This window comes from Elusimicrobiota bacterium, assembly GCA_016721625.1.
Classification (GTDB): Bacteria; Elusimicrobiota; Elusimicrobia; order FEN-1173; family FEN-1173; genus JADKHR01.
Window position 1 is genome coordinate 2,541,697 of sequence record JADKHR010000001.1, and the last position, 13,694, is coordinate 2,555,390.

General features: G+C 62.4%; 13 protein-coding genes. 9 read left to right on the forward strand and 4 right to left on the reverse strand.

The annotated features are described in order from the left end of the window. Window positions 1–122 precede the first annotated feature (122 nt). Genes IPP35_11135 through IPP35_11145 form a run of 3 tightly spaced genes read left to right on the forward strand, consistent with a single transcriptional unit; the run spans window position 123 to window position 3,159 of the window. Window positions 123–881: a hypothetical protein gene (locus tag IPP35_11135; protein MBL0059631.1), complete on the forward strand. Its 759-nt coding sequence runs from the start codon at window positions 123–125 to the stop codon at window positions 879–881. Then, window positions 878–2,014, forward strand: a complete 1,137-nt coding sequence (queG, locus tag IPP35_11140; protein ID MBL0059632.1) for a tRNA epoxyqueuosine(34) reductase QueG — start codon at window positions 878–880, stop codon at window positions 2,012–2,014. The genes IPP35_11135 and queG overlap by 4 nt, the downstream gene beginning before the upstream one ends. Further along, window positions 2,011–3,159 carry an SAM-dependent methyltransferase gene (locus tag IPP35_11145; protein ID MBL0059633.1) on the forward strand — a complete coding sequence of 383 codons (1,149 nt, stop codon included), beginning with the start codon at window positions 2,011–2,013 and terminating at the stop codon, window positions 3,157–3,159. The genes queG and IPP35_11145 overlap by 4 nt, the downstream gene beginning before the upstream one ends. Here the strand turns inward: IPP35_11145 and IPP35_11150 are convergent. Genes IPP35_11150 through IPP35_11165 form a run of 4 tightly spaced genes read right to left on the reverse strand, consistent with a single transcriptional unit; the run spans window position 3,131 to window position 7,108 of the window. Then, window positions 3,131–3,949: an alpha/beta fold hydrolase gene (locus tag IPP35_11150; protein MBL0059634.1), complete on the reverse strand. Its 819-nt coding sequence runs from the start codon at window positions 3,947–3,949 to the stop codon at window positions 3,131–3,133. The two genes, IPP35_11145 and IPP35_11150, sit on opposite strands and share 29 nt — an antisense overlap. Beyond that, a complete protein-coding gene (locus IPP35_11155) occupies window positions 3,946–4,770 on the reverse strand; it encodes a CHASE domain-containing protein (protein MBL0059635.1) in 825 nt (274 codons plus the stop codon). Before IPP35_11155 ends, IPP35_11150 begins: the two co-directional genes overlap by 4 nt. Further along, window positions 4,767–5,933, reverse strand: a complete 1,167-nt coding sequence (locus IPP35_11160; protein MBL0059636.1) for a hypothetical protein — start codon at window positions 5,931–5,933, stop codon at window positions 4,767–4,769. Before IPP35_11160 ends, IPP35_11155 begins: the two co-directional genes overlap by 4 nt. Beyond that, window positions 5,930–7,108 (reverse strand): FIST C-terminal domain-containing protein, encoded by a 1,179-nt coding sequence (locus tag IPP35_11165; protein MBL0059637.1) that lies wholly within the window; start codon window positions 7,106–7,108, stop codon window positions 5,930–5,932. The genes IPP35_11160 and IPP35_11165 overlap by 4 nt, the downstream gene beginning before the upstream one ends. Before the next feature lie 99 nt (window positions 7,109–7,207). Here IPP35_11165 and IPP35_11170 point away from each other — a divergent pair, with 99 nt between their 5' ends. The 6 genes from IPP35_11170 (at window position 7,208) to ribD (ending at window position 13,640) form a co-directional block, all read left to right on the forward strand. Then, window positions 7,208–7,519 (forward strand): MTH1187 family thiamine-binding protein, encoded by a 312-nt coding sequence (locus IPP35_11170; GenBank protein MBL0059638.1) that lies wholly within the window; start codon window positions 7,208–7,210, stop codon window positions 7,517–7,519. Window positions 7,520–7,523: 4 nt separating this feature from the next. Then, on the forward strand, window positions 7,524–7,988 hold the full coding sequence (locus tag IPP35_11175) for an NYN domain-containing protein (protein MBL0059639.1): 465 nt from the start codon (window positions 7,524–7,526) through the stop codon (window positions 7,986–7,988). Then, a complete protein-coding gene (sfsA, locus tag IPP35_11180) occupies window positions 7,985–8,701 on the forward strand; it encodes a DNA/RNA nuclease SfsA (GenBank protein ID MBL0059640.1) in 717 nt (238 codons plus the stop codon). The genes IPP35_11175 and sfsA overlap by 4 nt, the downstream gene beginning before the upstream one ends. A 3-nt stretch (window positions 8,702–8,704) precedes the next feature. After that, a complete protein-coding gene (locus IPP35_11185) occupies window positions 8,705–9,004 on the forward strand; it encodes a YbaB/EbfC family nucleoid-associated protein (GenBank protein ID MBL0059641.1) in 300 nt (99 codons plus the stop codon). Window positions 9,005–9,243: 239 nt separating this feature from the next. After that, window positions 9,244–12,429 carry a GAF domain-containing protein gene (locus tag IPP35_11190; GenBank protein MBL0059642.1) on the forward strand — a complete coding sequence of 1,062 codons (3,186 nt, stop codon included), beginning with the start codon at window positions 9,244–9,246 and terminating at the stop codon, window positions 12,427–12,429. 125 nt (window positions 12,430–12,554) lie between these two features. Beyond that, window positions 12,555–13,640 (forward strand): bifunctional diaminohydroxyphosphoribosylaminopyrimidine deaminase/5-amino-6-(5-phosphoribosylamino)uracil reductase RibD, encoded by a 1,086-nt coding sequence (gene ribD / locus IPP35_11195; protein MBL0059643.1) that lies wholly within the window; start codon window positions 12,555–12,557, stop codon window positions 13,638–13,640. The last annotated feature ends 54 nt before the right edge of the window (window positions 13,641–13,694 follow it).

The window sequence follows — 13,694 nt, forward strand, 5'->3', positions numbered from 1 at the left end:
TTTTAATAAGGCGGAGGGATTGGAAAACGTAAAATGCGCCTGTTTAGAGCCTGGCCCAGGGCGTCGGCACAGGAAATCCAGAGAGTGCACCCGGACAGGGAAAAATGAAATACGGGGAAGCCATGAAAAAATTAATCATCATCGGGCACCGCGGGGCCATGGGGCACGCGCCGGAGAACACCGGGGCGTCCTTCGAGGCCGGTCGGCGGCTGGGGGCGGACGCGGTGGAGTGCGATGTCCAATTCTCCAGAGATCGACGGCTCGTGGTGATCCACGACGATATATTGGACCGGACCACCGACGGCCGGGGCCCCGTGGCCCGGAAAATCTGGGCGGAACTCAAAACGTTGGACGCCGGCGGCTGGTTCGGCCATAAGTTTGCGGGGGAACGGTTGTGGCGGTTGGAGGACCTGCTCCGTTGGGCCAAAGTCCAAAGGAGCGCGGCGGGGACGCCGCTCCAGGTGATCGTGGAAATTAAAAACAAAAAATCCTCCTCCGTCCGGATGGCTCCCGGGGTCGTGTCCGCGGTTAAACGCGCGGGAATGGTCCGTCGATCTTTCGTTATTTCGTTTCACCACGGGGAGGTCGCCCGGGTGAAAAGACTTTGCCCGACTCTTCGGTCGGGACTGTTGTTCAGCGCGCCGCTTCGGGATCTTCTCCAACGCATGAGGCGGACCCGGGCGGACGCGATTTTTCCCCGGTTCCATTTGGTGACGAAGGCTTTGATGGAGGAGGCCCGTCGGCGCGGATGGTTTGTGGGAACCTGGACGGTCAACACCCCTGGCGACCTTCGGCGAGCGGCGGCCCTGGGGGTTCAGGCCATCGCGTCCAACTATCCGGAACGGCTCCTCCGGATCCTCGGGGGGCTTCCCCGGCGATGACGAGCGCAGCGGCGGAACGGGTGCGCGCGTTGGCCCAGGACCTCGGGTTTGACCGCGTGTCGTTCACGGGGGCGGAATCCGCGCTGGAAGACGGAGAGCGGTTGGATTCTTGGTCCCGGGAGGGCAAGGGCGCGGGCATGGCCTGGCTCACGCGGGATCCGACCCGGCGCGCGTCCCCGCGGGCGTTTTTAACGGAGGCTCGGTCGGTCATTTCCCTGGCGGTTTCTTATCGCGCGGGGCCCCTGCCTCCCGCCCCGGGCCAGGCCTACGGGCGGGTGGCCCGCTACGCCTGGGGGGCCGACTACCATCCGGTGATTGAAGCCCGTTTGGAGCGGTTCAAAGCGGCGTTGGTTCGGGAGTTCGGCGGCGTGGTCGCCCGACCCAGTGTGGACGCCCAGCCTTTCCTGGAGCGCGCCTTTGCCCGCCGATCGGGTCTCGGCTTCATTGGAAAAAACACCAACCTCATTATCCCCGGGGTTGGATCCGTCCTCTTCTTGGCCAATCTGGTGGTCAACCTGGAGCTCCCCTCGGAACCCGCCCAACCTCAAGGGTGCGGGTCTTGCGCCGCCTGCGCGGAGCGCTGTCCGACGGGGGCGCTGGACACCCCTTTTAGTTTAGATGCCCGCCTCTGCGTCGCCTACCACACCATCGAGAATCGAGGCTGGATCCCCCGGGAACTTCGGGCTCGGTTCGGGGATTGGGTTTTTGGGTGCGACGACTGTCAGGACGTTTGTCCCTTTAACGCGCGGCCCCTGGAGGCTCGATGGCCGGAATTTTCCTCGGATCAGGGGTCCGGTCCTTGGTTGGGTCTTAAGGACATCCTTCGGCTCCGGACCCCCGAGGCCTTTCGCTCCCGTTTCGCCGGCACGCCGTTGTGGAGGGCCAAGCGCGCGGGGCTTGTCCGGAACGCTTGTCTGGCGGCCGCCCATCGCGAGGCGTGGGAGAGTTTGAAGGACGACCTTCTCGGCGTTTTGCGTGAGGACCCCGAGCCCATGGTGCGGGGACATGCCGCCTGGTCTCTGGGGCAATCGCGTGAAGGCTGGGCGAGGGCCGCTCTGAAGTCGGCTCGGAGGAGCGAGACGGACGCTTTGGTTCTCCGGGAAATTGAACTGGGGGTGGAGGGAAAGCCGTGAGTTCCTTGGATGAAATCGTTCGGGCGGAGGTCCGCCGTCGGGGCCGGGTGACCTTTGCCGAATTCATGGGGTGGGCCCTCACCCATCCCACCCACGGTTACTACATGACGAAGATCCGCACGGGCCGCGGCGGTGATTTCGTCACCAACGTCCAGGCGGGCCCGCTTTTCGGGCGGCTTCTGGCGGAAAGTTTCGTTGAAATGTGGGACGCCTTGGGGTCGGAAAAATTCACCCTGGTGGAACTGGGCGGATCCGATGGATCGTTGGCGGAATCGGTTCTTCGGGCCTTGGAAGAAATGGGCCGGGACCGCCGGGTCACTCTTCATGTGGTGGAAGCCAGCCCCGTGGCGCGCCAGGCCGCCCGCCGACGGCTTTCCCGTTACGGTCGCGTTCAACTGCATGCCTGTTTGGAGGAAATGGAACACACGGCCGGGGTGGAAGGCTGTGTTTATTCCAATGAATTTTTTGACGCCCTCCCCTTTCACCGCGTCCGATGGAAAGAGGGCCGTTTGTGGGAACTTTGGGTCGAGGAAGCCGGAGGAAAGCTCTTCGAGCGGCCCGGTCCCCTTTCCCCGGGCGTGGCGGAGGCATTTAATGGGTCGGGCGTGACCTTGGGGGGAAGACCAGGAAGCGGAGGTCTCTCTGGCGATGGAGGACGCGGTGGAGGAAGTTTCCCGGGTTCTCTCTCGGGGTTTTGTTTTCACCGTCGATTATGGGGGAGCGGCCCTGGAACTGGCGGGGGACCTTCGGCCCCGCGGGACCCGGCGAACCTTCGCCCGCCACGACGTGGGGGACGATGCCTTTTCCGAAATCGGAGAGCGGGACATCACCGCCCACGTGGATTTCACCCGGCTGGCGCGGTTGGGGCAAGCGCGGGAGCTGATCCCCTTGGTCTACGCCCGGCAGGGGGCCTATTTTCTAGCGGCCGGGGAGCGGGTGTTGCGGACCGCCGTCGAGGAAGCGGACGAGGAAGAGCGGCCCCGGGTGGCGAAGCAGATTCAACAGTTGGTCCATCCGCACGCTTTCGGCGGCGCTTTCCAGGTTTTGATCCAGGGCAAAAATGCGGGGGGCGTCACGCTGTCCGGCTCACAGGTGAGCCGGGTTCAACGTCTCTTTTTAGAAAACGAGAAAACGGCACCTTTTGACTTTGGCCGGCGACTTTTTGGGGGCAGCCTTTTTGACGGGCGGCCGGGCGATCCAGTCCAAGATTTTTCCTTCGAGGTGCCCGTCGAAAAGCTGGGTGCCGTGGGCGCCCTGGGGGGTTCCCATCACCAGGGGTTTCCAGGTTAAGAGGTCGGGGGGCGCCAGGGTGCGAAGCCGCTCGCCGCTGGTGAAAGCGTAGAGGTCGGGTTCCGCGGCAATGAGGAGGGTGGGGGTGGCGAGCGCCGCCATGGGCCCCTCGGCGTTAATCCCCGCATACTCGAGCCCCGGAGAAAGAAGGACCAGAGCGCGGAAGCCCTTCACGCGCGCCGCCACGTCCAGGGCCACATTGGCTCCTAAACTCGCGCCGACCAATACGATTTGGCCCTGAGCCACCCCGGTCTTTTTTTCCAGGGCGGCAATCACCTGTTCCAGATCTCCCGGAAAAGTTTCCCAGAAGGCGGGGTTGCGTCCGTTTCGGGGTTCTTCGTAATCCACCGTTTTCCCGGCCAGGGTCGCTCGGCTTCGCCCGTGTCCGCGGAGGTCGAAGGCCAGGGCGCCCCACCCCCGGCCCGCGGCTTGGCGGACCAACGGGGCCCATTCGGCCCGGGTGCTCCCCACTCCGTGGATCATGACCAGGACGGGGGCTCCCGACGAGGCGGGCGCGGTGAAGTTTCCTTGTAAAATCAAGGGATCGCCCCGGGTGGGCCCCTCCACGGCGACATCAAAAGGTTCCGCTCCCCGCAGGGTCCATCCCCAAAACGCCAGTGCCGCCGTCCATAGGAATCGTTTCATCGCCGCCTCCTCCAGAGATAATAAATCAACGCGCCCATCACCGCTTCGGCGCTGAGCGCCCCCGCGACGATGGCCAGGGCCGGAGGCGTCGTCGGGGGGTGGAGCACCACCCACCAATTTCGGTCCGCCATGGGCAAGGTGAAATAGGCGTCGTACGCCGGCGTCCGGGCGCGGTCGGCAGGCGTCAGGGTGGAATAGATTTCCCGGCCCTGGCGCTCGTCGATAATGGCGTAGTGGAACCCAAGCCCGACCGACGGTTCGATCAGGTCCATGGCCACCCGCGCGATCTGGACGGGTCCTTCCACCAGGCCTCCCCAGAGGGCGCTCCGGAACACCGGGGCGTACACGAGGATTCCCGCGCCGCCTTGCAAGAGGCTCACCAGTCCCGATGCCGCGGGCCGACCCGTTTCGATGGATCGCTGGGCCGTGGCCGAAGCGTCCGAGTGGGTTTTCATCTCGGTTCCCAGGGTTCCTTGGGTGGCGGAAAAAGGGAACACCCATTCCCGGTTAAATTTTTCGTTTAGAAAGGTGACCGCGGAAAACATCGGGGCGTCCCGCAGAAACCTCACGGCTTTCTCCTGGAAACTGGTTTCGTCCAACCCCGCGTCCTGACCCAATCCCTCCGCCAGATCCCCGAGATTCCCCACCTGTCTTTCGAGGGATTCTTGCAGGCTCGAGTGCGCCCGTTGGGAAACCCCGGCCGAACGAAGAAGGAAGACGTTATTGACAGAGTCCCGAAGATAGCGGGCCGTGGCCGCCATCAACGTGATTACCGCCAGGGCCCAGGCGGAACTCAGCACCCAGCGAGTTCGCCGCTTCATGGACGGGCGGACGTCGGCGGGGGGGGCGTGTAGGGCCGCCGGATCAAGGCCTTCGCTTTGTCGTGCAGTTGCCACACATCGCGGCGTTTTAAGACGGCGCGGTAATCGGCCAGGGCGTCTTCCCGGCGACCCATCTGATCCAGCGCTTTTCCCCGGTTCAAATAGGTCAACGTAATCCAACGGTCCTCAAAGGCGAAATCCGCCAGGATGCGGCTGTAGAGAGCCAAAGCCCTTTCTGTTTCGCCCTTTCCCAAGTAACTGTTGGAAAGGGCGAAAAGACCCCGATGTTCAAAACGCGGGCCGTAATGGGGATGTTGATCATGAACGCGGGCGAGGAAATCCGTCGCCCCGGCTTCCAATCCGTTCCAGTCCCGCGCTTCTTCCAGGATGAGGAGTTCGATGAAATGGAAGAACGGGCTGTCCGGGAATTGTTTCCGCCCGTCGCGGATCAGAACCAGGGCGGCCGCCGGGTCCTTCTCGTTATTGGTGTAAATGTTCACCAGGAAGAGGAGCGCGGCGGTTTTAGAGAATCGGCCCTTGTTCATGGCCAACCGGATCTCCTCCAACCCCTGGGATTTGGAGCCGCCGAAAACCATGCGGGCGAACACCTTGACCGCCGAGGGAAGGACCGCCACGTAGTAATGGAAAATCCCCGGCCCAAGATAGGCGTCGTAAAGCTCGGGGTTGATACGGGCGGCTTCCGTTTGAAGGTCGTAGGCTTGTTTCCCGCTCCGGTAGGCGGCCAGCCAATGGCCTTGGATGGCGTCCCAACGGGCTTTGAGACCCAGGGAGCCTCCCAGGCAGAGGCGCCCCACGCCGGAAGGGTCGCCCCGCTTGACCATCGTTCGGGTCATCTCGATGGTCCGGTCGGCTTCGACCATGAACTCTTTTTCCAGGACGTCGTTCTTTTCGTCGTATTCGTTCGTCAGTTCCCACCAAAGGGCGGTGGTGAGTCCGTAGCGTCCGATGGGGTGGTCGGGATAGAGCTCGGACAATTTTTGGAAAGCGGCTTTGGATCCCGGGTAATCCAAATTGTAGAGGGCGACCAAAGCGTCGTCGATCATCCGGTTCATCCGTTCGTCCACGGTGGCCGGCGGCGCCGCGTGAAGGAGGGATCCCCCGACCATCCAACCGCTCATGAAGAGGGCCGTGATTTTTTTCATTTCTTTGGCCGGAACAATCCGAAACAGCTGGTGTATCCGTGCAGGTAGGTGGTCCCGCCCACGGGCCCGATTTCGCCGTTGCAAAAGAAGCCCCCCAGCGGGACCGGCCCCACGTTCTGACGGAAAAAACCGGAATCGTGGTTCGGCTCTCCGAAAAGCGCTTGCCCCCGCCCCACGCAGGAAAACAGCAGAGCGCCGCGGGTTTCCATTTTTGCCGTTCCGGCCTGATGAAACACGGCCCGGAGGTCCTCCGTGGAGCTCCGCGCGTCGCGCAGGTGGAACTGGACGGTCTGTCCTTGGCGGAGGGGCGATCCCACGGCCAGAGCGCCGGTTTCGTTGTCGACGCCGATGATGTTCCGGATCAGGAAATCTCCCGGCTTTAGTTGTTCTTGGGAGGAGGTCATGGCGATGCCGACAAAGAGCGCTTGTTTCATCAGCTGTCGGTCCCGATCGGGGAGTCCCTTGAAAAGGTCCTGCAGGATTTCCACCGGGGGTTTTCCTTCGACGGAAATCAGCGCGTTTTCTTTGCATTCCGTGATGTGGAGGGGTTTCCCGATGGGGCGGCAACCCTGGGCGACGATGGTTTCCACTTCCAGGTTCCCCGTCATGGCCACGCCCACGAGGCCAGATCTCAGGCAAAGGGTGTTCAGGTAGAGGGCATTCTTTCCCGGTTCCGTGGCTCCGGAGGCCGCTCCGCCCACCTTCGCGGCTTTGGGAAAGGCAAAATCCATTCCCGGAAGAAAATGGTCCAAGCGGATGGAAAAAGGGTCGGCGAGGAAAACGAACTGAGGGTTTTCCGCGGCGCGAACTCCCACCAATTTTTCCCAGGAGCGGGGCGAATCGTCGAGGTCCGGCAGGTCCTCGTCTTGAACGGAAAACGCGCGGAGTTTCACGTCCGGAAGCACGGCGGCGGTCAGGCTGACGCCAGGTTTGGATTCCAGTTCCCTCCCGTCGCCGATGACGCCGGCCGCGCTGGCCCCGATCAGGACCCGGGAGGGGAGGCGATCGGCCAACAGGGCGTTCGCCTCTTCATACCGGCCCGCAAAGGACCGGGAGACAAAAAGGGCCGCGAAGTCCGGCGCCGCCCCGCCCAGCTGTTGCTTGACGGTCGCCGCCGCTTCTTTGATGGCCGATTCCAACCGTCGCTCGGCCGAAAGAGCGGATGCCCATTTCATGGCCCGTCATGATACCACCTTGGGCGGGGCCTGGCCAGGTGCAAAAAGCCGGTTGTGGCTTGGGCTCGATTGCCGTATGATGAGGAAAAAGGGGGCGGGATGGTTCTTCTGGAATTCAGCATGTTTCCTATAGGTCAGGGCGAGAGCGTGGGAAAATACGTCGCGCGGTCTTTGGACATTGTGGATCGGAGCCGCGTTCCCTATCGGTTGAACGCCATGGGCACCGTTTTGGAGGGGGAATGGGATACGGTTTTCAAGGTCGTCAAGAAATGTTTTGAGAGAATGCGCCGGGATTGCCCCCGCCTGGCGGTCACCCTCAAGGTGGACTACCGTCGGGGCCGGCGGGGCGCCCTGGAGGGGAAGACCCGCGCGGTGGAGAAACGGCTCGGTCGGCGGCTCCGGACCGGTTGACGCCGTGGCCCACTTCGTCATCGATGGCTATAATGTGATTTGCCAGTCGGAGGTTCTGGCTTCCGGCGCGCTTCGGGACCGGCGGGAGAAACTTTTGCGTTTTATCGAAGACCGCCGTCCCCAGGGAAGCGCTTCCCACCGCGTCACGGTGGTTTTCGACGGTCGGGCCGACGTTTCCTCCCCGGGTTGGCCGGGAACCACGCGGGTGATCTTTTCGCCGGGCAAGGACGCGGACCAAGTGATCAAAGACTTGGTGGACGAACTGTCGAACCCCGCGGAGGCCGTGGTCGTCACCGACGATCGCGCCATCCAGCGCTGGGTGCGCGGGGTGGGCGCTCGGGTGTTGGCGGTGAAGGATTTCCTTTCCGCCGGGGCGGGCCCGTCCAAACCGCGCTCCGCCGGGCGGCTGGATCCCAAAGACGTGGACGCCATTAACGAGGAGTTGTGGAATCTGTGGAAGCTGAAATAGTTTTCTCGCCTTCGCTGGCGTTTGGGGTTCTCATTAAAAGGTACAAACGGTTCTTGGCCGATGTGCGCCTGGATTCCGGCCGGGTCATCACGGCGCACTGTCCGAACACCGGGAGCATGAAAAGTTGTTCCGAGCCCGGCCGGCCCGTGGCGCTCAGTTACCACCCCGACCCGGGACGAAAACACCGCTACACTTGGGAGATGATCCGGATGGACGCCGGCTGGGTAGGGGTGAATACGGGGATCCCGAACGGTCTGGCCGCTCGGGCGGCCCAATACGGGATGATCCCCGAGTTCATCAGCTATCCCACCGTGCGTCGCGAGGTTCGCACCGGGGTCCACAGCCGCTTGGATCTTTGTCTCGAGGGCCCCCCGGGCCGGTTGTGGGTGGAAATCAAAAGAGTGAGCTGGGCCGAGGGCGACGCCATCCGGTTCCCCGACGCGGTGTCGGAGCGGGGAACGAAACATTTAGAGGAACTGATCCGCGTGGCAGTAAAAGGCGACCGGGCGGCGCTCCTGTTCGTGGTCCAGCGGCCGGACGGAACAATTTTCCGGCCCGCCGACGACATCGACCCGGTTTATGGGGACACTCTCCGCCGGGCCGAAGAGCGGGGGGTTGAAATTTTGGTTTATCGAGCCATCGTCGCGCCCGACCGCGTCCGCTGGGGCGGTCCGGTCCCCAAAGATTTGTCGCCCATTACGAGGAAAGGATGAGCCATGTTTGAAAAAATGAAGCAGTTGATGGACATGCGCAAGATGGCCCAGGAGGCGGAACGGCGCTTGGGGGAAACCCGGGTGGAGAAGTCCGCTTTGGGTGGAAAACTTCGGATCGTGGTAGACGGGAACCACCGGGTCGAAAGCCTTTTCATTGATGACAGTTTATTAAACCCGGCCCAAAAAACGGTGGTCGAAAAGGCTCTGGCGGCCCTCCTCACCGAAACCGCCGAGGCCGTCAAGCGGGAGGCCGCTTCGAAAGCCATGGAAATGATGAAAGGGATGAAACTTCCCGGCATGTAGGAAAACCCGAAACGTCTTCGATCTCCGGAAGGTTTTCCGCTTGGCCGCGACCCTGAATCGGCACAATAAAAACTCTTGCATTTCTAGAGAACTCCCCTTATAGTTGATGGGAAATCCCTCCTTGGATCTTGCGGGGAGGGGGTGATGTTTTTGAGGGGCCCCGATCGCCGGGCTCCCGGGGATTTTCGAACGGGAAGAGCATCGCTCGGCCGAAAGGCGTGGCGGGTGGGGAGGGCGGTGTGAAGGGATTTTGGTCGAAGTTCATCAAGACGCCGGGCTGGGCGAATATGGGCGGTTGGGCCTCCTTGTTCCGAGGGAGAACGCTCAGCCGTCGCCTTCTGGCTCCTGTATTGCCCGCGGTGGTCGTGGTGACGGTTTTTCTCGGCGCTTTCAGTTACAGCTTGGTCCGTCGGCAGATCGTCAACAGTGTCCGCCAAGTCATCAAGGCTGAGGCCGAGAACACGGCCCGGACCCTCGAGGCTTTTTTTCAGCAACGCCTCAACGACCTCGACTCCGTTTCCGAAACGCCTCTCATCTCCGACTACAATAAAAACCGAGGGTTCGGTCTGGGGCAGGAAGCTGAAATTTGTCGCCGGGAGTTGGAACGGTATTTCAAGAGTTTTTCCCAGCGGTCCAAGGTCTATTACGACATTTCCTACATCGGTCCGGACGGCAAGCGGGTTTGTTCCCTCCGTTCCACGATTTCCCCCGAAAGTTACGGGGCCTCCTTTCCGGTGGCCTTCCTGGACCACCTCCGGCGGGGAAAAAGGTTCCCCCCGCTCCTCCAAAATGCCGTTGCCGGCGGGCGGCTGGTGATGCGCTACGCCAAGCCGGTTTTTGACGATTCCAATATTTTCTTGGGAGCCGTCATCACGGATTGCGATATGGAGGCCGTGGAAAATATTTTGCGGGGCGTCCAGGTGGGGAAAAACGGCGGCGCCTTCATCGAGGACTTCGACGGCCAACGCCTCCTGGGGCCGGCGCGGACTCGTTCCGGGTCCGTCATTCGGGGGGAGATGCCGATCCGCGAGGGGGAGGACGGGTGGCGCTGGCGGTTGGTGGTCACCGTGCCGGCGCGGGAGTTCTTGGCCCGTCCGTTGACCAACATCCTCTGGGCCACCATCCTTTTTTCCATCGCCGCCACCCTCTTTCTGATGGGACTGATCGTTCACCGGGTGTCGGACCTCATGGATCCCATCCGGGGCATGGTGGAAGGCACCAAACGTTTCGCTTCGGGAGATTTGACGTTTCGCTTCGCGAGTTTGAAAAGCGTGGAACTGGATGTTCTGGCCGCTTCCTTTAACCGCATGGCCGAGACCTTGGAGATCCGGAACAAAGAGCTGGAACAACGCCTCCGCCAGGCCACGGCGCTCCGCGACATGGAGGAGGCCGTGATCCAGCGGCAGGAGGAGGAAACCGTGCTCCGCACCTGCCTGGAAGCGGTGGCCCGGGGGTTCGGGTTCGATCGTACCGGCATGTACTGGGTGGACCACGTCCACAAAGAAATTGTGGGGCGTTATCTGTTCGGGTCCGACCCGGCCGGATTTTCCGAGATCGCCTTCAAAAAACGCCGCGTTTCCCTCGGGAGCGACGATATCCTGAACGAAGTCATCCGCCACCGCAAAGCCGTGGTGGTCAAGGAGCCTTCCCGGGACCCCCGCGTCAACCCCGTCTTTGTTTCCGAGGCCAAAACACACGAGTTCTGCATGGCGCCCATCTGCGGCAAGGACCGGGTTTTGGGGATCATCACCGCCGATAATTTTTCCACCAACCGCCCCTTTACCGATGCCGACCGGGATGGTCTGATGTTGTATGCCAACGCCGTCGGGTTGGCGCTGGAAAACGCGAACCTCTTCCAAAACTTGGCCGAGAGCGAATCAAAACTCCGCACCGTGTTGGAAAATTCCCCCGAGGCTGTGATCGGTTTGTCGCGCGAACATTGGGTGAGCACCTGGAACCGCGGCGCGGAAAAGATTTTCGGATTTTCGGCGGGAGACGCGCTGGGCAAGCCGCTCACGATCCTCTTCCCGAAAAATGCGGGGGTGGAGTTCAAGCGGCTCTTAAACCAGGTCATGGAAAAGGGGTCCGTGCGGGACTTCTCCATCCCGGGGCAGGGCAAAGACGGGCGGCCGCTGGATCTTTCGGTGTCCTGGGGCGGTCAGCACCAGGACTTTTGGATGAACAAAGAGTGGACCCTCGTGATTCGCGACGTCACGGAATCGCGCCGCCTCCAGCAACAGCTCATCCATTCCGAGAAGCTTTCCGCCGTTGGACAACTGATTTCCGGCATCGCCCACGAACTCAACAACCCCCTGCAGGCCGTGGTGGGCTATTCCGATATATTGAGCGACGACATGCGGGAACGGCTGGAGCGCGCCGACGGCTCCGCCGTGTTGGAGCCGAAGGATGTGTTGAACGATCTCCGGATCATCACGGAGAACGCCATGCGGTGCCAGAAAATTATCGAAAACCTTCTCCTGTTCGTGCGGCAGGGGGACATTGAAAAGCGGCCCGTGGATCTGGCCCACGTGGTCCAGTCTTCCCGGGAGCTCCTGCAATACAAACTGAAGAAAGCCGCCAACGTGGAGGTGGAGGTGGATATTTCGACGCGGGTTCCTCGAGTGCGGGGCAACCTTCAGCAGGTTCAGCAAGTGTTTGTGAATCTCATGAACAACGCCTGCGACGCCATGGGCGTGGGAGCGGGGAAAAAAACCATCCGCCTCTCGGCGCGGGAGCTCCCCACGGGTTTCGTCCGAGTGGAGGTGACGGACAACGGCCCCGGCGTCCCCGAGTCCGCTCGCGATCGGCTCTTCGAGCCTTTTTTTACCACCAAGGCCGAGGGCCGCGGAACGGGGTTGGGCCTTCCGGTGTGTCGTCAAATCGTGGAAGACCACGGGGGAAAAATCGGTTTTACAACAGAACTGGGGTGCGGCACGACGTTTTGGTTTGAACTCCCCGCGTCCCGGGAGGCGCTGGCCCCGGCCGCCGCGGCGGCGCCCCGGCTCCCCTCGGTCCGCGGCAAAGCCATCCTCTTGGTGGACGACGAGCCCGACGTCCTGGGTTTCTTGACCAAGGTGATCCAATCGGAGGGGAATCGTTTGGAGGTGGCCGGCTCGCTCAAAGACGCCATCAGCAAAGCGGCCCAAGCCTCCTTCGATTTGGTGGTCACCGATGTTCGTCTCGGGGAAGGGACCGGGTTTTCTCTCTACGAAAACTGGAGCCTGTGGACGAGTCATCCCCGGCCCGCTTTTCTCTTCATGACCGGAGACGTCCTGAACGGGACCATTGTTCAGGACATCGAGGCGCGCGGTCTCCATCTCTTGCACAAGCCCATCGACCTGGCCACCTTTCAAACCGCGATCCGCACCGCTTTGGGGCCGCCGCTGTCTTCAGGCGCATTGAACCGCCCCCCTCTAAAAAGCTAAAATAACCCCGTTCAACTGAAGCGCCTCGATTGATCGAGGCCGGGGATTTTATGATCATTTCGCTTTTTTTCCATTGATGTCGTCCTCTCTCCCCGGCCGTGTTCCGTCCCCAAGATGAAAAATGGATGCTCCAGGCGCTCGCTCTCAGCGAGCGCGGGAGGCTTCGCGCTCACCCAAATCCCCTCGTGGGGTGCGTGATCGTCCAAGGGGGACGGGTGGTGGGCGAGGGGTGGCACGATCGTTTTGGAGGGCCCCACGGGGAAGTGCGGGCGCTGGCCCAAGCCGGCGGGCGGGCGCGCGGGGCCACGATGTATGTGACGTTGGAACCTTGTCCCCATTGGGGTAAAACGCCGCCCTGCGCCCGATCCGTTATTCAGGCGGGCGTCGCGCGGGTGGTGGCGGGCGCCTCCGATCCCAACCCCCGCTTCCGCGGCCGGGGATTCGCGGCTTTGCGCCGAGCGGGAGTGCGGGTGGCTTCGGGGCTTTTGGCCCATCGGACGGAAGAGCTGAACCGCGGTTTTTTTTCCCGTCACCAGCGGGGCCGGCCCCACGTGATTTTAAAACTGGCCCAAACGTTGGACGGCAAGATCGCTTCTCGCACCGGCGCCTCCCGCTGGATCACGGGACCTCGGGCGCGGGCCTTGGGCCATCGCCTGCGGGCGGAGTCCGACGCGGTTCTGGTCGGGGGGGAAACCGTCCGCCGGGACGATCCCCGGTTGACCAGCCATGGGGCCGGGCCGGATCCGGTTCGGGTCGTTCTATCGGGTTCCCTTGATTTGTCGGGGAAAGCGAAAGTGTTCGGACCGGAATCCCCGACGTGGGTCTTGACCGGCCGGGGGACCTCCCCCGCGCGGGTTCGGAAGCTGGAACGGGCGGGGGCCCAGGTGATTTCCCTTCCCGGAAGGAAGCCGGGCGTCGATCCTGAGAGATTGCTCTCGGCGCTTTCCCGACGGGGGGTGGCGCAAATTCTGGTGGAGGGAGGCGGGGAGGTGGCCGCCCACTTTTTGTCCGCGGGTCTCGTGGACGAAGTTTACCTTTTCGTGGCCCCCCGTTTTTTGGGCGGCCGCCAGGCGCCCACTTCGTTGGAGGGGCGCGGCTGGGCCCTGCCGGCGGACGGACCGCGGCTGAAAAACGTCGAGGTGTCCTTCCTGGGGGAGGATTGGTTGATCCACGGTTTCCTGTCGTCGGTTTCTGGTGAATCCGATTTTTAAAATAAAAGGGTGCGACTCGGGTCAAGACGTGTCTCCCTCTCCCGCACGCGGGAG